The 23,043-nt window shown below is 37.2% G+C and carries 21 protein-coding genes; all 21 read left to right on the top strand.

Translation table 11 applies throughout. The features are described 5' to 3' along the window. Nucleotides 1-71 precede the first annotated feature (71 nt). Entirely contained in the window at nucleotides 72-1,046 is a 975-nt protein-coding gene (locus CYTFE_RS24950) for a M23 family metallopeptidase (RefSeq protein ID WP_044262571.1), read from the top strand. A gap of 828 nt (nucleotides 1,047-1,874) precedes the next feature. Further along, nucleotides 1,875-3,104 (top strand): tryptophan synthase subunit beta, encoded by a 1,230-nt coding sequence (gene trpB / locus CYTFE_RS0104435; protein ID WP_027470833.1) that lies wholly within the window; start codon nucleotides 1,875-1,877, stop codon nucleotides 3,102-3,104. Nucleotides 3,105-3,208: 104 nt separating this feature from the next. Next, complete coding sequence (locus tag CYTFE_RS0104440) at nucleotides 3,209-3,724, top strand: glutathione peroxidase (protein WP_027470834.1); 516 nt, start codon at nucleotides 3,209-3,211, stop codon at nucleotides 3,722-3,724. A 121-nt stretch (nucleotides 3,725-3,845) separates the two neighbouring features. After that, nucleotides 3,846-4,883 carry a threonine aldolase family protein gene (locus CYTFE_RS0104445; RefSeq protein ID WP_027470835.1) on the top strand — a complete coding sequence of 346 codons (1,038 nt, stop codon included), beginning with the start codon at nucleotides 3,846-3,848 and terminating at the stop codon, nucleotides 4,881-4,883. A 9-nt stretch (nucleotides 4,884-4,892) separates the two neighbouring features. Beyond that, nucleotides 4,893-5,288: an acyl-CoA thioesterase gene (locus CYTFE_RS0104450; RefSeq protein ID WP_027470836.1), complete on the top strand. Its 396-nt coding sequence runs from the start codon at nucleotides 4,893-4,895 to the stop codon at nucleotides 5,286-5,288. Between the two features lie 167 nt (nucleotides 5,289-5,455). Next, entirely contained in the window at nucleotides 5,456-5,809 is a 354-nt protein-coding gene (locus CYTFE_RS30645) for a glycosyltransferase (protein WP_052522218.1), read from the top strand. An 80-nt stretch (nucleotides 5,810-5,889) separates the two neighbouring features. Further along, nucleotides 5,890-6,210, top strand: a complete 321-nt coding sequence (locus tag CYTFE_RS30650) for a glycosyltransferase family protein (protein ID WP_052342987.1) — start codon at nucleotides 5,890-5,892, stop codon at nucleotides 6,208-6,210. Further along, nucleotides 6,185-7,591 (top strand): ArnT family glycosyltransferase, encoded by a 1,407-nt coding sequence (locus CYTFE_RS24960; RefSeq protein WP_052342988.1) that lies wholly within the window; start codon nucleotides 6,185-6,187, stop codon nucleotides 7,589-7,591. The genes CYTFE_RS30650 and CYTFE_RS24960 overlap by 26 nt, the downstream gene beginning before the upstream one ends. 106 nt (nucleotides 7,592-7,697) lie before the next feature. After that, on the top strand, nucleotides 7,698-8,000 hold the full coding sequence (locus CYTFE_RS0104465) for an ArsR/SmtB family transcription factor (RefSeq protein ID WP_027470837.1): 303 nt from the start codon (nucleotides 7,698-7,700) through the stop codon (nucleotides 7,998-8,000). Nucleotides 8,001-8,068: 68 nt separating this feature from the next. Beyond that, complete coding sequence (locus tag CYTFE_RS0104470) at nucleotides 8,069-8,299, top strand: thioredoxin family protein (protein WP_027470838.1); 231 nt, start codon at nucleotides 8,069-8,071, stop codon at nucleotides 8,297-8,299. A 121-nt stretch (nucleotides 8,300-8,420) separates the two neighbouring features. Further along, nucleotides 8,421-8,945: a nitrophenyl compound nitroreductase subunit ArsF family protein gene (locus CYTFE_RS24965; protein WP_152541766.1), complete on the top strand. Its 525-nt coding sequence runs from the start codon at nucleotides 8,421-8,423 to the stop codon at nucleotides 8,943-8,945. Between the two features lie 9 nt (nucleotides 8,946-8,954). Continuing rightward, nucleotides 8,955-9,656 carry an aromatic aminobenezylarsenical efflux permease ArsG family transporter gene (locus CYTFE_RS0104480; RefSeq protein ID WP_027470840.1) on the top strand — a complete coding sequence of 234 codons (702 nt, stop codon included), beginning with the start codon at nucleotides 8,955-8,957 and terminating at the stop codon, nucleotides 9,654-9,656. A 1,607-nt stretch (nucleotides 9,657-11,263) separates the two neighbouring features. After that, a complete protein-coding gene (locus CYTFE_RS24970; RefSeq protein ID WP_044262573.1) occupies nucleotides 11,264-13,567 on the top strand; it encodes a glycosyltransferase family 4 protein in 2,304 nt (767 codons plus the stop codon). Beyond that, on the top strand, nucleotides 13,557-14,483 hold the full coding sequence (locus CYTFE_RS0104490) for a glycoside hydrolase family 130 protein (protein WP_027470841.1): 927 nt from the start codon (nucleotides 13,557-13,559) through the stop codon (nucleotides 14,481-14,483). The genes CYTFE_RS24970 and CYTFE_RS0104490 overlap by 11 nt, the downstream gene beginning before the upstream one ends. A 188-nt stretch (nucleotides 14,484-14,671) precedes the next feature. Further along, entirely contained in the window at nucleotides 14,672-15,679 is a 1,008-nt protein-coding gene (locus CYTFE_RS0104500; protein WP_027470842.1) for a glycosyltransferase family 4 protein, read from the top strand. A 50-nt stretch (nucleotides 15,680-15,729) separates the two neighbouring features. After that, complete coding sequence (locus CYTFE_RS0104505) at nucleotides 15,730-17,199, top strand: glycoside hydrolase family 130 protein (RefSeq protein ID WP_027470843.1); 1,470 nt, start codon at nucleotides 15,730-15,732, stop codon at nucleotides 17,197-17,199. A 197-nt stretch (nucleotides 17,200-17,396) separates the two neighbouring features. Next, on the top strand, nucleotides 17,397-17,822 hold the full coding sequence (ruvX, locus tag CYTFE_RS0104510; protein WP_027470844.1) for a Holliday junction resolvase RuvX: 426 nt from the start codon (nucleotides 17,397-17,399) through the stop codon (nucleotides 17,820-17,822). Then, a complete protein-coding gene (def, locus tag CYTFE_RS0104515) occupies nucleotides 17,819-18,370 on the top strand; it encodes a peptide deformylase (protein WP_027470845.1) in 552 nt (183 codons plus the stop codon). Before ruvX ends, def begins: the two co-directional genes overlap by 4 nt. A gap of 191 nt (nucleotides 18,371-18,561) precedes the next feature. Beyond that, nucleotides 18,562-19,323, top strand: coding sequence for a polysaccharide biosynthesis/export family protein (locus CYTFE_RS0104520; RefSeq protein WP_027470846.1), 762 nt, complete (start codon nucleotides 18,562-18,564; stop codon nucleotides 19,321-19,323). Next, on the top strand, nucleotides 19,320-21,683 hold the full coding sequence (locus tag CYTFE_RS0104525) for a GumC family protein (RefSeq protein ID WP_027470847.1): 2,364 nt from the start codon (nucleotides 19,320-19,322) through the stop codon (nucleotides 21,681-21,683). The genes CYTFE_RS0104520 and CYTFE_RS0104525 overlap by 4 nt, the downstream gene beginning before the upstream one ends. Nucleotides 21,684-21,708: 25 nt before the next feature. Next, on the top strand, nucleotides 21,709-22,836 hold the full coding sequence (locus CYTFE_RS0104530; protein WP_027470848.1) for a glycosyltransferase family 4 protein: 1,128 nt from the start codon (nucleotides 21,709-21,711) through the stop codon (nucleotides 22,834-22,836). The last annotated feature ends 207 nt before the right edge of the window (nucleotides 22,837-23,043 follow it).

Genomic DNA, 23,043 nt, shown 5'->3' on the forward strand with positions numbered 1-23,043 from the left:
ACAATGAACAAATATATCTTTACCGTTAAAAATTATCTACACAAAGCGTAGAATTAAATTATAAAAGAAATATGGCTAAGAATAAGTACATATTTGACCCAGAGTCCTTGACTTACATTGCTGTTGATGTTTCGTTGAAGGCCAGAGCAAAGAAATTTTTACCTTATGTGTTGGCAGGTGGTTTTGTGGGCATAGTTGCTTATTTGGTAATGGCTCTTGGAGGCTATTCAACGCCAAAAGAAAAATTGCAGGCACAGCAGATTAAAAGTATGAAGAGTAAGTATGAGCTCTTATATAACAGGATGGATGAAGTGAATGCCACATTAGAGCATCTGGCTGCTATGGATGACAGTTTGTATAGAACAATGCTTGGTGAGAATGCTTTAAATAAGGAGGTTAGACAAGCTGGTGTTGGAGGTACTGATAAGTATAAGGATATGGAGCATGTCGGGACTCCGGAAGAGGTGATTACTTCTTTTAAACAGTTAGATGCATTGGTGGCCAAAATGAATGTGCAGGAGGGATCTTATAGAGAGCTTTTTAAAAAGAGTCTGGTAAACAAAGATCGCTTACAACATTTACCTGCGATAATACCTGTGGCAAACTGGGATTTGAAAAGAATTGGCTCAGGATTCTCTCCGCGTAGATATCATCCGATTTTAAAAAGATGGAGAGCACATGAGGGGGTTGATTTCGTGGCTAATACAGGAACAGATATTTATGCATCAGCTGATGGTAAAGTTATCACTGTTCGTTTTTCAAATAGCTTTGGTAGAATGGTGGAAATAGATCATGGCTATGGTATATTGACTTTATATGCACACATGAGTCAACAATTGGTCAAAAAAGGACAGCTGGTTAAAAGGGGTGAGGTGATCGGTAAAGTTGGAAGTACAGGATTGTCGGGAGGTGCTCATTTACATTATGAGGTGCATGTGAATGGGAAGGAAGTAGATCCTGTAAAATACTTTTTTAGTGATTTAACACCTGATGAGTACAAAGCGGTGGTTGCTCAGGCACAAAGTGTTGTTAATACGATGGAATAATTGAAAATAAAATCTGGCGAAGGCTTCAAAAGAATAAAATCATCCTCTCCATACATAAAAAAAGGTTTTCAATTTTGAAAACAAATCCAAGTAGAACGTAGAAGTTCTCAATTATATAAATTCATATTCAAGAACTCTCATTTAATAGATATCTTCCATACGTATATGGAACTATCAGAAAAAGACCGCAGGGCTGGCCAGAACAATAGCTGTGGCCGGCGTTGGAGAGAGAGCTATGAAACCGGAAAAATGCATTAGAAAATCTATTACGCCTTAAAATGGCTTCAAAAGAAGTCACTTCGTTACTTTTATTCAACTCACCATAGCTGGAGCTATGCCTCGTCTCAGAAAAGCCTTCTTTTGTTGCTATTTCAACGCTCACGACGAAGTTCTAATACATCATCCGGGTTCAAGGGCGCACTTGAGGTGGTAGTACGGCTGGTCTAGTGGGTTAGGATTGTGTGTCGCACGGAATTTTAGGGTAATGCCAAATCATGTACACGGCATAATTATAATTGGTAAACCGGATGATGGCGACGTGTTTAATGATCATACAATATAAATGTACGGTTACCTAAAACGTCCGTAAAATACATGCCGATTTTGCAAGGCGATCGCGGTTTTACGAGCATATTATCAGAAACGATAAATCATTTCAAAGCATTTCGAGTTACATCATCAACCATTCAATATATTGGGTGGACGATGGATTCAATAATTACATAGAAAAAATATTTTTAATGTTTTGAGTCATTCTTTGTGTTGTCAAATTATTCGATTAATATTGTGTTTATCGCATTAAATTTTAAATAATTCATTTATACTTTTATGAAAAATATTGACAGATCATTGCTGCAAGCCTCAGTAATGCCTGATGTAAATGGCTACTTTGGTGAGTATGGAGGTCGTTTTGTTCCCCCTATGCTAGAGCCACTTATGCAGGAGATTGCAGAAGCTTACGAACAGATTAAAGACGACCCTGTTTTTATCGAGGAATTACAATATTTACAAAAACATTATACCGGCCGCCCATCTCCGTTATTTCACGCTAAAAACCTATCCAACAAATTAGGAGGGGCACAAATCTTTCTTAAAAGAGAAGACCTCAATCATACCGGAGCACATAAAATCAATCACTGTCTTGGCGAAGCCCTTTTAGCCAAAAAAATGGGCAAGAAAAAAATTATTGCTGAAACAGGTGCTGGTCAGCATGGAGTTGCTTTAGCCACTGCAGCAGCCCTTGTTGGTTTGGATTGTGATATTTATATGGGGGAGGTAGATATTGCAAAAGAACATCCCAATGTGGTCCGAATGGGCATATTGGGTGCGCGTGTGATACCTGCAACACACGGCTTAAAGACATTAAAAGAAGCAGTGGATGCTGCTTTTGAAGCCTACCTAAAAGATCCCGTTAATCAGTTGTATGCCATTGGATCGGTGGTAGGACCCCATCCTTTTCCTATGATGGTTCGTGATTTTCAGTCGATAGTAGGAAGAGAAGCGAAGGAACAGATGTTGGAAATGGAAGGTAAATTGCCCGATAATTTGATCGCTTGTGTAGGCGGTGGCTCAAATTCCATCGGTCTTTTTTCTCCTTTTCTCGAAGACCTGGATGTAAATATTTATGGGGTAGAGCCAGCCGGTACTAGCTTTAAGACTGGCGATCATGCCGCTACCTTAACCTTGGGTAAGCCAGGTATGATTCATGGTTTTAAGTGTTACCTATTGCAAGATGAGAATGGAGAGCCTGCCGCTGTGAATACAGTAGCCAGTGGATTGGATTATCCCGGTGTCGGTCCGCAGCATAGTTATTTGAAAGACATCAAGCGTGTTACCTACGAAAGTATTACAGATCATGAGGCTATAGAGGCATTTTTTGAGTTGTCGAGAACTGAAGGTATCATACCTGCATTGGAAAGTGCTCATGCAGTGGCGTACGCCGTTAAATTGGCACCTAAATTAGGTAAAGAGAAAACCATATTGGTAAATCTATCAGGAAGGGGTGATAAGGATGTTGATTATGTGGTGGAAAAATATGGCAAGGAATATGGACTGTAAATAAAAATATAAACAAAAGTAAGGGGATAGAGGTTAATTGTTTATAACTATTTAATAAGAATGTCATGAACTGTAATTATAAAACAATTTTATTTTGCCTTGCAATGTCTATTATATCACTTGGGATGAATGCCCAGACTTCTTTTTATGATTTTAAAGTAAAAACACTGGAAGGAGAAGATTTTTCTTTGTCTCAGCTAAAGGGAAAAAAAGTATTGGTGGTAAATACTGCATCAAAATGTGGATTGACGGGTCAGTATGAGCAGCTGGAAGCCATTTATAAAAAATATGGAGGTGATGATTTTGTGATCATTGGTTTTCCTGCTAATAATTTTATGAAACAAGAGCCGGGATCTGCGGAGGAAATTAGATCCTTCTGTACGAAAAAATATGGTGTGACTTTTCCCATGATGGCTAAGGTATCTGTGAAAGGTGAAGATATGGCGCCCATTTATCAGTGGTTAACGCAGAAGAAACGTAATGGAGTGGAGGATAGTGGTGTGAAATGGAATTTTCAGAAGTATCTGATTGATGAAAAAGGTAAGTTGGTAAAAGTGTTGTCTCCCCGTACTTCTCCTGATGATCAGGAAATTATAAAATGGATTGAAGGAAAAAGTTAATTTATTTGCTTGTTCTAATATTGACTGAAAAGGTCGGTACGTATGGGTGCCGGCTTTTTTTATGCAAAATAGTATTGGGTTTCAATAATTATTTGCAAATTCGGGCATTAAATTTTTTTTTATGTCAAGATTAAGAGGCTTTGCCAGCGATAATAATTCGGGAGTGCATCCTGATGTGATGCGTGCTTTGCAAAATGTAAATGTGGGTCATGCAGTGGGCTATGGTGATGATGATATTACTCAGAGAACCATCCTTAAATTTAAAGAAATATTCGGAACAGAGACAGATGTTTTTTTTGCTTATAATGGTACCGGAGCCAATGTGATGGCTATTCAGGCTCTAGCGAAACCTTATCATGCAGTAATATGTCCAGAAACAGCCCATATTAATGTGGATGAGTGTGGTGCGCCGGAAAAACACGCCGGATGTAAACTTTTGCCAGTTAAGACAGATGACGGTAAATTGACAGTGGAGGGGATAAAAGCGTATATGCATGGTATTGACTTTGAGCATCACTCTCAACCTAGGTTGGTTAGTATTACACAGGCTACAGAATTAGGTACATTATATTCTATCCGCGAAATTGAAACCATTGCAGCATATGTGCACCAAAATAACATGTACTTACATATGGATGGCGCGAGAATTGCTAATGCAGCCGCTTCCTTGGGATGTTCTTTTAAAGAAATGACAGTGGATGCTGGTGTTGATGTGCTTTCATTTGGCGGAACTAAAAATGGATTGATGTTTGGTGAAGCTGTGTTGTTTTTTCATCAAAATACACAAGCGGTAAAATATATTCGTAAGCAGTCAGCGCAGCTGCATTCTAAGATGAGATATACGGCCGCTCAGTTTGAAGCACTGCTTAGCAATGAATTATGGTATAAAAACGCTAGTCATGCCAATGAAATGGCCCGCAAACTAGCCGCTAAGCTTGGTGAAATACCCGAAATAAGAATCACTCAGAAGGTAGAAAGTAATGGTGTGTTTGCCATTGTTCCCGAAGAGATTATTGAAGCCCTGCAACAAGAATTTTTCTTTTATATGTGGGATCCTGACAAGTCAGAAGTGAGATGGATGACTTCATTTGATACGCAGGAGGAAGATATTGACACCTTCGTGGGCTTAATTAAAGAAAAAATTGCTGTTTTAGCTTAAAAGCAACTTATGGAGAATTGTGTGTTTCAATTGGAATTTAAAGTTAGAGATTATGAGTGCGATCTCCAAGGGATTGTTAATAATGCCGTGTATCAAAATTATTTAGAACATGCACGACACGAATTTTTGCAAACAGTGGGACTGAATTTTAAGGATTTAAATGACCGTGGGATAAAAGCTGTTGTAGCCAGAGCTGATTTGCAGTATAAATTTCCCTTACAAAGTAATGATCGTTTTGTTGTCAAATTGAGATGTGAACAAAAAGGCGTGCGGACTATGTTCTATCAAAATATTTATAGATTGCCTGACGAAAAATTGTGCTTAAAGGGGATCATCACCAGCACAACATTAGTAAATGGTAAGTTAGCCATTTGTGATGAGATCGTAAAGGCAATACAAATTTAATGGTATACTATAAAATTTAAAATTATTATAAAATCATTTGTTACTTTTGACTCTTTTAGCTGGTTGGGAATCATGTGTTTTTTTACTTGTGAAGCAACGGTGCAGTGCTCATTATGTATATGTTATGAAGTTGATGGTTTTGTAAATGAAAAATGTAGATGAAGTTCATGGATGATAATTTAGCAATAGTAGTACCATGTTATAATGAGTTTGAGCGTCTTCCAAAAGATGAGTTTATTTCTTTTATGAAAAAAAATACCCGTTGTAAAATTGTGTTTTCCGACGACGGATCTAAGGATAACACGCTGCAGCTATTAAAAGAAATAAAAGAAAGTTGCCCCCAGCGTATCTTTATTAATGTGCTGGAAAGTAATGGAGGGAAGGCCGCAGCTGTAAGGAGTGGTGTTTTATATTGCTATAAGCATAATCTGGATTTTGATAAAATTGCGTTTTTAGATTCGGATTTGGCTACTTCGCTTAAAGCTTGTGTTAAAGTAAGTAAGCATATAAAAAAAATATAGTATTTGCTTTTGCCTCGCGTATTCAAAAAATTGATAATAAAATTGATCGAAAACTATATCGTCATCTCATTGGTCGAATAGTGGCTACAATAATTTCTATTATTTTGGGAGTTGAGGTGTACGATACACAATGTGGATGTAAAGTCTTTAAAAGAGAATTGGCACAAGTTATTTTTAAAGAGCAGTTTATATCTAAATGGCTTTTTGATGTGGAACTTTTTTTTAGGATAAAAAGGTTATATAATGCGGATCAAATGAGTAAGATTGCGCGAGAAATTCCATTGAAAGCATGGGTGGATAAAGACGATTCTAAAGTAAAAATGACGTACTTCTTGAAAATGTGGCTCGATTTATATCGTATAAATAAATTATATAATGTCAGAATTAAAAAAAGTGTTTGATAGCGAAAAGTTCTTTAGAAATAGTGTTGTTGGAATCCTTCTCTTGCGATTGTTGTTAAATGCTGTTTTGCCATTGATGGATAAAACAGAGGCTCGTTATGCTGAAATTGCCAGATTGATGTACGAAACCAATAACTGGATCACCCCCCAAATTGATTATGGTGTTCCGTTTTGGGCAAAACCACCCTTGAATACCTGGCTATCTGCTTTGAGTATGAATATTTTTGGTGTGAATGAGTTTGCAGTGCGTTTTCCTGCATTTTTGTTGAGTGTACTGGTGGTTTTCCTGCTTTGTAAACTGGTCAAGGATAAGCGAAAAAGCTTTTTTGTGATCGCCTTTGTTATGTTTACTCTACCTCAATTTTTGTTGCATGCAGGTGTGGTTTCAACAGATACCAGCTTGTTGATGTCTATCACATTGGTAATGGTTGCTTTTTGGAAACAAATCAATAGTACCCGTAAAAATATATGGGGGTATCTGCTCTTTGTGGGGGTGGGACTTGGTTTGCTGGCAAAAGGACCTATCGTTATTATCCTTACTGCACCTCCTCTTTTTGTTTGGGTATTATTGTTCGGGCAGTTCAAAAATTTGCTAACGCGTATTCCATGGCTCATTGGTTTGCCAATATTGGCATTGACAGCTATTCCTTGGTATGTTCTGGCAGAGAAGAATAGTGAGGGGTTTATTGATTATTTTATCGTAGGGGAGCACTTTAAACGTTTTTTTGATTCTTCGTGGAAGGGCGATAAATATGGTTTTCCGAAGACACAGCCCCTCGGGATCGTTTGGCTATTTTTGTTGGGAATGGCTTTGCCATGGGTGCAAATGATTTTTGTGAAACTATGGAAGGATAGAAAAAATGTTGTAAAAAATAAGTGGTTGGTATTTCTATTGGGATGGCTGTTGTGGACACCAATGTTTTTTACCATTTCTAAAAGTTTGATACATACCTATGTGTTACCTGTCATGCCTCCTATTGCGCTCATTGTTTTTTATTATTGGGATGAGCTGAAGAATAAAAAAGCAGGCGTTATTATTAGTTTGGTATTGCCGTGTTTAGCTGCGCTGACTTTAATGCTTGGTTTGGTAAATAATAATTTTGAAAAATATAGCAATACAGATAAATATCTTATTGAGGATTATTGGGATAGCAGTGAACCCCTATATTATTTGGGAACAAAGAGTTATTCAAGCCAGTTTTATAGTAATGGTAAGGTGAAAAGTTTGAGCATCGAAGAACTGAAAGAGAAAATGAAGCAGCAGGATCCCTTTCAAATAATTATATCAGACAGAACATTAAGGAAACAAAAGGAGTTAGATATTGCTCCTTTGTCTGTAGAAGGTACTTCGATGAAGAATAAAATCTATTCCTACCATTGAAATTAGAACGTTATTTTCAAGGAAAAGCTATTAAATATGCTTTTCCTTGTATTTATTCAAAAAATGTAGTTATTTTTGTTCGTGAAAATACGAACTGTTATTGAGTATGAGTTTTAAATTAGAAGTAGAGTCCGTAAAGCAACAACGTATAGCCAGGTATGCCAAAGCTCTTGGGCATCCGGTTCGAATTTATGTTTTGAACCTGCTTTCGCAACAAGCTTGTTGTTATAGCGGTGACTTAACGGAAGAGTTAAGTATTGCCAAATCTACCCTGTCGCAGCATTTAAAAGAGCTGAAGGAGGCAGGACTAATACAGGGAGAAATAGAAACCCCCCGAATTAAATATTGTATTAATAAGAAAAATTGGGCGGAAGCCCAGCTTTTATTTAAGGAGTTCTTAAGAATCTAAAAAAATTTAAATCTAATGTTCGTTGTTTTGCGAATAACGAAATTGTATATTAATTAAAATGAATAGAAATGGAAATTCAAGTATTGGGCACCGGATGTGCCAAGTGTAAAAGCCTGGAAAAGGTAACAAGAGAAGCTGTTGAACAATTGGGTATTGAGGCCAGTGTAACAAAAGTGGAAGACATTGTTAAAATCATGGAGTTTGGCGTTATGACAACACCTGCTTTGGTGGTGGATGGTAAGGTCGTATTAAAGGGTAGCGTGCCTAAATTGGATCAGTTAAAAAAACTTTTACAATAACTTTATCGTTCTACATCATTTTATAACGGGAGTATATGATAGACTATAACGTTGGGATGATGTGGCGCTTCAAAGATAGATCCTTTAAATAGATTTGTATAACTAGTAATTATTAATGAAAATGAAAGTAACAACAAAACAACTTATTAAGCTATTATCAATGGCGCTTTTAAGCCTGGGTATTCAAAGTTGTACATCTAGTACCGCGAACCAAAAGACGGTTCAAGAAACTGCTTCATGCTGTGATCAAAAAGTGAAAACAGAGGCTTCAACATCGTGCTGTGCCGAGACTAATGTCGACTCAACAGCGTGTTGCTCTTCCGAAACCAATGTTCAATCAAGTGAGGTGCAAGCTTATTATTTCCATGCAACACGCCGTTGTGCTACTTGTATGGCTGTGGAAAAGGTTACTGCAGAAACACTTAATGAAAAATATGATGGCAAAGTGTCTTTTACATCTATCAATCGCGAAGAGGATAAAGAGAATCCTTTGCTTGCTAAATATAAGGTGGAAGGACAAACTTTGATTGTAGTAAAAGGAGACCAGGTAGTGAACCTTACCAATGTTGCATTTATGAATGCTCGTACTAATCCAGATAAGTTACAAGATAAATTGGTATTAACGGTTGAAGCCATGTTAAACTAATTTTTTCTAATGGAAGAAGTATTAAGTAACATTTTGGAGAATTCTCAAATTCCTTTTGTGTCTGCTTTTATCCTGGGATTAATGACCGCCATTAGTCCATGTCCGATGGCTACAAATATTACAGCCATCGGTTTTATAGGTAAGGATATAGAGCGTAAAAGAACTGTTTTTTTTAACGGACTTGTTTATACCCTGGGACGAGGTATTAGTTATACTTTATTGGGTATATTATTCTTTTTGGGAGCAGGTCAATTTCGTTTAACCGGCTTTTTACAGGAATGGGGAGAAAAGATGCTTGGCCCCTTGCTCATTATAATCGGCTTGTTTATGTTGGGTATCATCAAGATAAGTATACCCGGCGTTTCTGGTTTAAGTGATAAAATGGAGAATAAGGCTAATAAGGGATTCTGGGGTGTCTTGCTGCTGGGAATCGTTTTCGCACTGGCTTTTTGTCCCTATAGCGGTGTCTTGTTTTTTGGAATGTTGATCCCAATGACTGTTAGTAGTGTTAGCGGACTTTATTTGCCTATTGTATATGCTTTTGCCACTGGTATTCCTGTGATTGTTTTTGCATGGATACTCGCTTTTAGTGTTGGTTCCGTTGGTAAGATGTATGATGGTATGAAAAATTTTGAGCGTTGGTTTCGAAGAGTCGTATCCATCGTATTTATCGGCGTAGGGATGTATTACTCATTTCTATATCTCTTGTAATGAACCATGATTTATTTAACAACGAATGTCTCTGACCTCTACTACTGGTCACCTCTGAAGACTCGTATCTATTTACTCTTGAGCTTCATTGGTTATGTTTATTTTATTTGAAGGAAGGTGCTATTGGGATCACGTACAAAAGTTGGGTCTGTTGAAAAATAAGTATTTATTTAGCTGTTAAATAGTCTTTGCAAGAAAGCTCTAAACACTGCGTTATTCTCATTTTTGAAACAGTCATTTAATCAGTAAACTCCTTGGTTTCAAAAATATCAAAAGCCTTGTCTTTGAAACTTTCTTATCAAAGACAGAAAAAACAGTCGTTTTCTTGCAGCCACTAAATAGAGACGGATAAAATAAATTGTGAAAGAAGAACTACCATTGGAGCTACCAGCGGCTCTATTTTTACCAGAAGGGATATTAAGTTGGTGAGTTGTTAAGGTAGCGAGTTGAAGGGGTTAAGGTATAAGGTTTAGAGTGTGAGCTTGGGGACTTTTCAATCTATGGAGTATCTTCAATTAAAATATAGAGGGTGATAATTTTCCATAAGCATATTCGATAATTTTCAACTAATGAGTAATTCTCGTTTAAATGCTTAATTATCAATATATCGACTGCAGGGTTGGCCAGAACAATAGCCCCGGGGCCGGCATTGGCGAGAAGCTATGAACCCGGAAAATGCATTAAAAAATCTCTTACGAATAAAAGGCACGTTCAATTAAGTCGACAGAGAACTGGTTTAGATTCACTATAGCTGTGCTATCTTATTTCAACAAGTTATTGATTGCACTTTTCGTTCACGTGTCGAATTCTAATGCATTTTTCGGGTTAAATAAAAATAGGACTGTTAAGTGCATGCTCAAGCTAGAATCTGCATTATGAACTGATCCTTCTTTGCCCTCACTGTACTACTGAGAAATTTTTATAGTCTTGTCCTTTTCTCAAATTATTTGTATATTCGTGTCACTATTAATAATGCTTTAAACCTTGAGCCCACACGTGTGGGCTCAAGGTTTAAAAGTCTGTACTACTGCATGTGATATCGTGTTATGAAGCAAATAGAAATTGGACTATTACTTCAAAACATAACTACCGGTGTAATAGCCAATTTGTATTAAAACTTAATATTTAGTGTGGAGGATCATTTGTGAAAATGTTATGCTGCACTTATTTTCATAGTATTTACTATGATTTATAAACTTAAAATATTTGGTGTTTAATGTTATTTAGCTAACGAAAGGTAAAGAAAGGAGTGATTGTAAAGGATAATTGGTTAAAATTCTGTAACTTAGAAAAAGATTGTGGTCTCTCTAGTTTGGCTGCGTTGAATTAAATTATATGGCAGAGTTCAGTATCTGAATACTTCATTGCAAAAAAAATGGTTATTCGATATGGATGTCAGCCATCACTGTACAATATTGAAACTGGGAATTGGAATTACTCATTGATGTAGGTTGGTGATTCCCAATAACGAGTGGGTTACGATGGTACATTTTAACCTGAATACTTCCTTTTGAAGGTGTCTTTCACATTTTTAGGGCGTTTGATCTTGAAGCATGTAAGTCATGCATAGTTAAAGACAAATTTATCTAAAATAAAACTTATATATTATGAAAATTGCATACATAGGAACTTATCCTCCGCGTCAGTGCGGAATTGGTACTTTTACACAAGACTTGTACCACTCGATGGTTGGAACATTGGATAGAGTAAATGGAGCTAAAAAGAGTTTTATTATCGCAATGAACGACGAAAAGCAGCGCTATTCTTTTCCACCTGAAGTAAGGATGACCATTCGACAAGAATGTAAGTCTGACTATCTTAGCGCCGCTGAATACATTAACAATAGCGGAGCCGATGTTTGTATGGTGCAACATGAATTTGGAATTTTCGGAGGCCAAAGTGGTGTATATCTTCTTTCTCTTTTGGACAAGCTGGTTGTTCCTATTACGGTTACGTTGCATACCGTACTTCAGTCGCCTACCTTTATGCAACGTCATATAATGTATAAAATGGGGGAAGTGGCAGATAAAATTATTGTTATGAGCCATAAAGCGGTTTCGTTTTTGCTTCATATATATGATATTCCCAAGGAGAAAATTGAGTTGATTGAGCATGGTGTACCCGACCATCGTTTTAATAGGACTGACGTGAAAGCCGAACTGGGATTTAAGCAGAAAAAGGTATTGCTTACTTTTGGTTTGTTAAGTAGGAATAAAGGTATTGAAACGGCCATCAAGGCTTTACCGGCACTTGTAAAAAGACATCCAGAAGTGGTGTATGTGGTGTTAGGCAAAACGCACCCCAATGTTTTAAGAAGTTCTGGTGATGAATATCGAATAGCTTTGATGGAATTAATTAAGCATCTTGACCTAGAGAAGCATGTGATCATGGTGGATCGTTTTGTGAGTCAGGAAGAATTGTTTAAATACCTATATGCCTCAGATATCTATATTACTCCTTACTTGAGTAAGGCACAGATTACCAGTGGAACACTTTCTTTTGCTGTTGGGGCAGGTCTGGCTGTTGTCTCCACACCTTACTGGCATGCTGAGGAATTATTAGATCATGATAGAGGTAGGTTGTTTGATTTTAAAAGAGCAGATCAGTTGCGTGATATTTTGATGGAGTTGTTGGATAATCCAGATATCATGAGTCGTATTCGAAATAATGCCTTTAATTATGGAAAAGAAATCACGTGGCCTAAAATAGGTTCAAAATACAATCATTTGCTGCGAGCCATTATTGAAAATGCACCCAAAAAGAAATCCCGTAGGGGAGTGTTTGATCCTGATAAGCTTCCACCATTTTCAATGGAGCATGTCAAGCGACTTAGTGATCATACGGGTATTTTACAGCATGCTAAATTTGATATTCCAAATTTTAATGAGGGATATTGTTTGGATGATAATGCCAGGGCTTTACTCATGTGTCTAATGGCTTATCAACAATTCCAGGATAAGGATGCACAGTCGTTGATATCTATTTATTTGAGCTATATTCATTATATGCAAAATGAGGACGGTAGCTTCCATAATTTCTTGGCCTATGACCGGCATTTTTTACCTGAAAAAACATCGGAAGATGCTTTTGGAAGAACCATTTGGGCCTTGGGGTATCTTCTTGGTAATGCGCCGGATGATGCCACCTATCAAATGGGTAAAACGCTTTTTATGAAAGCGGTTCCCCATTTTAAAGGTCTCAAATCGGTACGGGGTGTGGCGCTTGTGGTGATAGGTATCGCTGCATACTTAAAAAGTCATTCCTATGATGAAGGAATGATTCAAATATTAAAGGATTTGTCATTTGAATTGGCCGATGCCTTTGATAGCCACTGTACTCAAGAATGGCATTGGTTCGAAGATCAATTGACCTATGATAATGGTATTTTGCCTTTGGCTCTCCTACATGCTATTCGGATAGTCAATGATCGTCGCCTGCGTGAGGTGGCGTTTAAGTCTATGGATTTTCTTTCAGAAAATACCTTTATTGATGGACATCTTTCTACTATCGGGTCAGATAAGTGGTATAAAAAAGGAGGGGAGCGTTCCCAATTCGACCAACAGCCTATTGATACCATGGCCATGGTGTTAATGTTTCGTCAGGCATTCGATGTTACACAAGAAAGAAAATATCTGCAAGCTACTTTTCAATCATTTTTGTGGTTCTTGGGTGAGAACGATTTAGGAATATGTTTATATGATAGAAGCACGCATGGTTGTTGTGATGGACTGGAGGAGGATGGTGTTAACCTAAATCAGGGTGCCGAAAGTACCCTGGCTTACCAAATATCTAGATTGATTGTGGAAGATGCTTATAACGAAGCAGTCAATGAGAATCTCATTCGTAGAATCGAGATAGGAATGCAAGATGAACTAAATTCAAAATATAATAAAGAAAGTCATGTTGATTAAACGCTACGCTAAAAATCCAATCCTCCAAAAGGAGGATATCCCCTATCCAGTAGCCACGGTACATAATGCCGGTGTAGTTAAATATCAAGGGAAATATATGATGATATTCCGTTCTCATTTATTCAATGGGCGCAGTATAATAGGTCTCGCCGAAAGTGAAGATGGTTTTCACTTTAAGGCGAGAGCCAAGCCTTTTATGGTTCCTTCTGATCAGGAACCTTTTAAGGCATACGAAGAGTATGGGGTGGAAGATCCGCGTGTGATATTTATGGAGGGTGAATATTTGATTACTTATAGCGCGTACTCGCGTCATGGAGTAAGGGTTGGATTAGCTAAGACAACAGATTTTGAAACGGTCCAGCGTTTTTCTATGATTACAGAAGCTGACTACCGAAACGTGGTTATCTTTCCGCAAAAGTTTAATGGTCTGTATGCTCGGTTGGATCGCCCTCACTCCGAAATATCACCTTGGTCTGTTTGGATCTCTTATTCGCCCGATTTAAGGTTTTGGGGAGAATCTAAATTAATTATGAAACCGGTTCAGTATCATTGGGATGAAATGAAGATAGGTCCGGGGGCACCCCCTATCAAAACAGAGCGGGGGTGGCTGAATATATATCATGGTGTATTTCCTACCATGGACGGATGTGTGTATCGTCTGGGTGTTGCGCTTCATGAACTAGACGACCCTTCTCGTATCATTGCCGTCGGTGATCAATGGATCCTACAGCCAGAAGAGATGTATGAGATTACAGGTTATGTGCATAATGTCGTCTTTACTTGTGCGGCAGTGCCAGAAGACGATGGTACATTAAAATTATACTGGGGCGGTGCCGATAAAGTCATGTGTGTAGGCACGGCAGTTATAGATGAGTTGGTAGATCATTGTTTAAATCATCCTAGAAAAGCCATTTAAATTTAAAATGAAAGGAGCCATGGGAATTGTTTCGCACACAGGGGGGATGATTAATCTGGGCGAGTTCCATATGGCCTTTGAAAATTTAATTGTAATCATATGAAATGAGCATGAGAGTAATCTCTCACACAGGTGAATGATTATCACGGCGAGTTCCATATGACCATTAAGAAACAAATTATAAACATATGAAAGTAGCTATTTTAGCACCTATCGCTTGGCGAACACCTCCGTTACATTATGGTCCTTGGGAGCAAGTGGCCTCTAATATTGCGGAAGGATTGGTGAAAAATGGAATCGACGTTACATTGTTTGCAACCGGTAATTCATCCACTAAGGGAAAATTGGAATATGTTTCGGAAACGGCCTATGCCGAGGACCCAAGCCTCGATGCGAAAGTGTGGGAGTGCCTGCATATTAGCCATCTGATGGAACATGCGCATGAATATGATCTGATTCATAATCATTTTGATTTCTTACCCTTAACGTATGCCAGACTGATTGATACGCCAATGCTAACCACTATTCATGGCTTTTCTTCACCCAAAATTATTCCCGTTTATAAGAAATATAACGATATATGCCACTATGTGTCCATTAGTTATGCTGATAGGAGTGCAGCATTAGATTATATAGCGACTGTCTATAACGGAATTCATGTGGATGATTTCACATATCGTGCAAAACCCAAAGATTACCTATTGTATTTTGGTAGAATCCATCCGGATAAAGGTACTTATGAAGCGATTATGATCTCGAAAATGGCCAAGCGAAAACTTATTTTGTCAGGCCTAATTCAAGATCAGGCTTATTTCGATGAGAAAATAAAACCTTATATAAACGATCAAGATGTTGTGTATGTGGGCAATTCAGGACCAGATAGTCGAGATACCCTAATAGGAGAAGCTTATGCTTTGTTACACCCCATTCATTTTGATGAGCCTTTTGGTTTAAGTGTAGCTGAATCAATGATGTGTGGAACACCGGTAGTTGCGTTTAATAGAGGGTCTATGCCAGAACTTATTCAATCGGGAAAAACTGGTTTTTTGGTCAATGATATACAGGAGGCAGTGGATTCACTGAATGCAGTGAAATCAATAGATCGAGCCTACTGCCATCAGTGGGCTAAAGCAAAATTTAGTCAAGCAAAGATGGTGGAAGGTTATATAGATGTATATCATAAAATATTGCAATAAAATAAATTTTTTGTATTTGTAACGGAGCAATCCGTACATTATTAACAATCATGAAACAAAATAAAAAGATTGACGAAATTGTCAAGAGAAAAAAAATCAGAATTGTGAGAGACGATTCACGTGTGATTACTCGACCTCACATTCCCGGAGAGGTGCAGCGTATCGATAATATTATAAAAAGAGTGATGGCTCTTGACGAGGTCAGAGCTTCGGAACTTTTGTCACAGATACATGCTCAGTTTTCTGACCGGCATAAAAATATTGATGCCCAGTTCTATGAGAATTTTGATCGTGTAGCTGATTATATGGCCGATGTTTCTAAGTTGAGTATCACCCAAAAGAAGATTATTGGGGCCTATTTTACAATGGAATATTCCATCGAGTCAGCCGCCCTTTTCAATCCTTCCATGATTCCGCATCCTAATCAGAAAGGTATGCCTAAGGGGCACCTCAGATTTATTACTAGTTTTAGAGCCACTGGAGAGGGGCATATATCATCTATCGTTTTCAGAACCGGAACCATCGAAAATGATTCCGTATTGTTTGACCCGGTTAGTGAATTCGTGGAAACGCATAGTATTTTGCATGATCCTGTTTATGATGCAGGATTGTTTGCTTTAAAATTGAAAGAATTGAAGGCTTGGGATGCCACAAGCCAAAAGGTTCTGGAACTAATACCTAACTCATTTACTTATCAGGAGCTTAAAGTAAGTATTGGTGTAATTTCTATGGATCCGGGTTTTGAGGTGAATGACCATTCTATAAATATGTTATATTGGTTGGCTAACTCCAATTACACCTTGTGCTTTAGTAAGAATAGTAAGGTGTCGGAAAGGGTGATCTTCCCTGTGTCGGAAAATGAAAGTGGAGGTATAGAAGATGCCCGCTTTGTTAAATTTTTTGATGACAATGGCGAATCGACCTATTATGCAACCTATACAGCTTATGATCGCTACTCTATTCTTTCTCAATTGATTGAAACAAAGGATTTTCGACAGTTTAATATGATTACCTTAAATGGACGCGGCGTTCAGAATAAAGGTATGGCTCTTTTTCCACGTAAAATAAATGGGAAATATGCCATGCTTTCTCGTCAGGATGGGGAGAATAATTATATTATGTTTTCTGATCATTTGCATTTTTGGCATGAGTATAGCCTTATACAGGAACCTGCTGAACCTTGGGAGTTTATTCAAGTTGGAAATTGTGGCTCCCCTTTGGAAACGTCAGAAGGCTGGCTGGTGATTACACATGGAGTGGGGCCAGTTAGACAATATTCTATTGGAGCCATACTGCTCGACTTGGATGATCCTACCAAAGTGATCGCACGACTGGAAGAACCTCTGCTAAAACCAACAGAGAGCGAACGTGAAGGTTATGTGCCTAATGTGATGTATTCTTGTGGTGGTTTGATCCATCATAATAAGCTAGTCCTTCCTTATGCCATGTCAGATACCTCCTCTGGAATTGCCATGGTGGAGGTGTCCGATTTGTTGTCTTGTATGAAGTATTATACCTGATCTAAACCAAGCTTTATTGATAAATTCTAATCAGATCTTTGCGTAAGTTATTGATAAGGTGCCTATCTATTTCTTCCCAGGAAATTCCTTTATTGTGCAACAAAAAAAGGATATTCAGTGCTTTCGTAAATAATTGATATTTGGATAATTTGTTGTATTGCCAAAAACAACTACTTTTGCTTTCTAAAGCAATCAATGTGGGTAGGATAATAGCTATTGACTACGGAAAAAAGAAAACAGGACTTGCGGTAACAGATCCATTTCAGATTATTGCCAATGGTTTAGATACCGTTCCGTCACATACTTTAATCGAATATTTGGAAAAATATTTTGAGAAAGAAGATGTGGAGCAAATCGTATTGGGATATCCCAGACAGGCTTCGGGTGAAGATTCCGAATCAATGCGGTATATAAAACCTTTTTTTAATCGTTTAAAGAACAAATTCCCCCATATACCTGTTGAGTGGGTGGACGAACGTTATACCTCAAAAATTGCTTTTCAGGCTATGATTGATGGAGGACTGAAAAAAAAAGCAAGACAAAATAAAAATTTGGTGGACAAGGTAAGTGCTACTATTATTTTGCAATCGTATTTGGAACAAAAAGGAAATTTGAATTTATGATATTACCAGTAACTGTTTACGGGCACCCAGTATTGAGAAAGGTGGCTGATGAGATTGATGAAGACTATGAAGGTTTGGAGAAACTGATTGATAACATGTGGGATACCATGTATCATACAGATGGAATAGGTTTGGCGGCACCTCAGATAGGAAAAAGCATACGATTAATCGTCATTGATGCGACTCCTATGGCAGAAGATTTTCCTGAGTTGGAGGGGTTTAAGCGTGTTTTGATCAATCCTATTATTTTAGAATCGGGAGATGATCAATGCAATGAATCTGAGGGGTGCCTCAGCTTGCCAGGTATACGCGAAGAAGTAAAACGCCCTACTTCAATTAAGATTGAATACGAAAACGAAAACTTTGAATTGGTGGAAGAAGAATTAGACGGGTTTGCAGCTAGAGTAGTTCAACATGAATATGACCATGTGGAAGGAGTACTATTTGTTGACCACCTTTCTTCTCTTAAAAAAAGATTGTTAAAAAGTAAATTGACTGCCATCGCCAAAGGAAAAGTTGATGTTAGCTATAGAATTAAGACGGCATAATATCGTACTATAATACCGCATTAATTATAAAGGGTAACTATTTATTTAGATACCCTTTTTTTGATATATATTTATCTTATGAAGTCGTTTTCTTCCTTTGGTAATAAAAAATAGGTTTTTTGTAAAAAAAACAGGTAGATATTGAGATGGATTGAATATTTTAGGGAATCATTTTTATGAAAAACTAACTTATGCGAAAATTTCTTTTGTTTTCTTTTATCACCGTATTTTTTTTCGGATGTGTTCCGCAGAAAGATGTCATTTATTTGCAGGATATTGATATAAGTAATGCTGAAAAAACATTTGATAATGTAAAATCAGAGAATACGATAAAAGTATTCGATCAAATCTATATTCAGGTTTCGAGTTTTGATGATGGTAATATCAATTTTATGAACAATGATCCCAATCGTTACGGAGGAGGACGTTCTGAACTTGATTTGGCCATGGTATCTTATACGGTGAATAAAGATGGAGCTGTGAAGTTACCCATCGTGGGGCAAACGAAAGTTGAAGGCTTAACAGTAGATGAAGCATCTGAAAAAATTCGTAAAGAGCTGGGTGATTATCTGAATACCCCTTCTGTTAAAATTACCTTTGTAAATAAAAGTATTACGGTATTGGGCAGTGTTAACCGACCCGGACGGTACTTTTATGCCGCCGAGTATTTGAGTATATTTCAAGCTTTGGGACTCGCAGGTGATATATCCGAATATGGTAACCGAAAGGAAGTGGTGATTGTTAGAGATTCAAACCATCAAGTAATTCGAAAAAAACTTAATTTAACGGACATAGCTTTGTTAGGAGAAGCTGATTTATATGTTCAACCTGATGATGTTATCTATGTGGAACCACTAAAAAGAAGACATTGGGGTTTTGCTGCTTTCCCTTGGGCTGTAGTGTTAAGTTCAATTACAACCGTTATTTTGGTTGCTAACTATGTGAAACAATGAGTATAAAAAATAATACTGATAATAATTCATATGTTGATATGAATAAGGTGTTGAAGCATTTACTGAGAAATTGGTATTGGTTTGCTGTTTCATTGGTGTTTTGCTTTGTGTTAGCCTTTGTTTCTATTAAGGTGTTGCCGCCTAAGTATTTAGTGTCCTCCAGTATTTATATCAAAGAGGACGTGGGACTCGAAGGTCAAAAGGCCATGGAGTTTATCCAGAGCTTTAATTTGTTTGATCAAAAAAAGAACTATCAAAATGAGATGTTAATTTTAAAATCATCTCCTATCATACGTCAAACGATAAAGCAATTAAATTTAAAAACGGCTTATTACGTAAATGATCATCTCTTGCAAAAAGAGATTTATAAGGAATCGCCCTTTGTGGTTATGGTGGATTCCTCACATCAACAAATTATAGATACCCAGTTCGAGGTGGTTTTTAAAGAGGACGGTCAATTTATTTTGTCTGCGAATAAAGACAATTACCGTGTTATAAATTATTCTTCTGGGGTGGGATATGAGACCGAAAAAAGTATTGATGTAAAAGAAGAGTTTTTTCAATCGGAAGTAATTGAAGGAGAGGATTATAAATTTAGAATTTATTTAAATGAACATGTGAACTTAAAGCACATTACTGGCAAAGTATATGCTTTTAAGTTGTTTGATGTGGAAAACCTGGTGCGTAGCTATCAAAATGAGTTAAAAGTGAATCCGGTAAATCCTGAAGTGAGTGTTGTTCAGCTGGCTCTGAAATCCGCTTCGCCAGCTAAAGGGGTTGATTTTATTCATACCCTGACCGAAATATATTTGAATAAAAATCTGGAACGAAAAAATCACTTGGCCTATAACACCATCGCTTTTATTAATAGTCAGCTGGAGGAAATTTCTGATTCTTTGAGTTTCGCCGAAAATAACCTGGAAGAATTCAGAGCTTCTAATCAAGTGATGGATATTACTACCAAAGCAACGCGTGTGATGGAACGATTGCAGCAATTGGAGATTCAAAAAAGTACAACAGAAAGAGCTTATAATTATTATGAATATTTGGATGACTATTTTCAGCAGGATGATGATTATAGTAATATTGTTGTGCCATCTTCCATGGGAGTGACCAATGTGACTTTAAATGAATTTATCAGGGACCTGCTGATATTGTCAAATCAGAGAAATGACTTGATAGCCAGGAAACAACAAAAGGGACCTTTTTTTAAGAATCTGGAAATAAAAATTGAAAACCTGCGAAATAGTATTGTGGATAATATTATTTTTTCCAAAGAGTCTTTGAAAAGGGAGGTGGCGAAATTCCAGGATCAGATTAATCAATTGGAAGTGCAGGTAAAAGCATTGCCTAAAACTGAACGAAAGTTAGTGGGTATGCAGCGTAAGTTTAATATTAATGATGCCATATATACCTTTTTGCTTCAAAAACGGGCAGAGGCTCAAATAGCGAAGGCCGGAAACTTGCCAGAACATTTAATTGTTGAGCCGGCACGCATGCTCCAAAAGGTTTTTCCCAATCCTAAAATTCATTTTGCCCTGGCCTTTTTTCTGGGACTCGTATTACCCGCAATGGTATTGGTGTTGATGGATGTTATTGATGATAGAATAAAAAATGAACAGGCTTTTACGGATAAATTTTCGGATTTGCCATTTTTAGGGTCTATTTTAAAGAGTGAGGTCAAAGGTAGTAAGCTGGTTGTGCATAATGATCCCACATCTGTTGTTACAGAAACATTTCGAACCATACGAACTAACTTATCCTTTTTTAAGGAAGGTGCAGCTCATAAAACAATTTTGGTTTCTTCGTGTATCGCCGGTGAGGGTAAGAGTTTTGTGGCCAATAACCTCGGTATTTCCCTCGCTAATTTGGGTAAAAGAACTGTTATCGTTGGTTATGACTTGCGAAAATCAGGACAGTTCAGTGATTTTATTCATGATAAAAAAGGCGGTCTTACCTCTTATTATCTAAAAAATAAAGAAATCGATGAAATTATTATTGGTACCGAAATTCCTCACCTTGATTTTATTGCACCAGGGGTGATTCCTCCTAATCCCTTGGAGTTAATTGGTAATGAATTGACAGCTAACTTGTTCCAGGTGTTAAAGGCTAATTATGACTATATCATTATTGATACTCCCCCCATTGGAGTACTTAGTGATGGTTTTATGTTGATGAAATATGCTGATGTGAATATATTCGTGGTCAGAGAAAAATATACTAGCGAGAAAGTATTGGTTTCTGTTTTACAGGAGACCAGACAAAAGGGAATTCAGAATATAGGACTGGTACTAAATGGTAGTAAACTTGAAGGGAAAAAATATAAGTATGATTACTACAATAAATACAATAACGCTTAATTGTTTTTTTTAAAAGTAGTGGTCTATGTGTCTTGATAATAATCGTATTTGTTTTGTGATTCCTAACTTTGTGACTTTTAGTACTGGAGGAGCTGAAATACAGGTGCATTACCTTACGCAGGCTTTTTTAGATAGGGGATGGACGGTGGAAGTAGTTTGTGCCGGACTGGGACATGAGAAAGAAATTAGGCAGTCTTCATTTTTTAATCGTAAAATTCAATATCATTACTATAGGAAAAGGAGTATACGTATATGTGAGTTTTGGGATGTATTAAAGGTATTGAAAAAAACAAATTCTTTCTATTATTATCAGCGAACAGATTTTGCTCTTACAGCATCTACTTATTGGTATACAAGGAAAAAAGGGAAAAATATGATTTTTGCCTTAGCAGGTGATTCTGATGCACAACGTAATAAGTATAGTATGTATTTTAAGCAGTACAGCTATACCAATTTCTTGAAAAAATGGATACGTAAAGCAGACTTTTTTTTGTTGGATAGGTTGATAGAGTGGGCTAAGAAAAGAGTAGATAAGGTGGTTTGTCAAAATCAATTTCAACTGCAAGCCTATGAATCAGATTTTAATAGGAAGGGAATCATTATACCAAATTCTTTTTCTTTATTGAAGGAGGTAAATGAAAGCAAGGAAAAAGTAATTTTATGGGTAGGTAATAATACACTGGTAAAACAAGCACATTTGTTTGTGGAGTTGGCAAAGAAATTTGAAATATATCGTGATTGGAATTTTGTGATGCTCGGATCGGCCTGTGATAGCTTCTTAACTGAGGATACACCTCATAACTTAAGTGTGCTGGGATCCGTAAGCTATCAAGAAGCGAATCAATGGTTTGCCAGGGCTCGTGTGTATGTGAATACGAGCTTGAACGAAGGAATGCCTAATACTTTTATTCAAAGCTGGTTCTTTAGTACCTTGATATTGAGCCTGAATGTGGATCCTGATCATGTTTTTAGTAGAGAGCATATGGGATTTTGTTTTCAGGGGGATCTTGTAAGGATGGAGGAATGTTTGTTGGCTATTATGGCTGGTATGGATGTGAGTCAGCAGGTGCTTAAGGGGAGCGCGTATTTTAATATGCAATTTAATTTAGCACATAATGTGGATAAGTTGATTGATTATATGAGCCTGGCATGACCAAAGTAAATAATTGGACACATAGGAGAATGATAAAAGTTTGCACCGGTTAGTGAGGTTTCGCTTTTTTTAACGGATGAAACAAGCCATGAGAGTGATCTCTCACACAGGTGAATGATTATCACGGCGAGTTCCATATGACCATTAAGAAACAAATTATAAACATATGAAACGAGCCATGAGAGTGATCTCTCACACAGGAGAATG

Source organism: Saccharicrinis fermentans DSM 9555 = JCM 21142, from assembly GCF_000517085.1.
Lineage (GTDB): Bacteria > Bacteroidota > Bacteroidia > Bacteroidales > Marinilabiliaceae > Saccharicrinis > Saccharicrinis fermentans.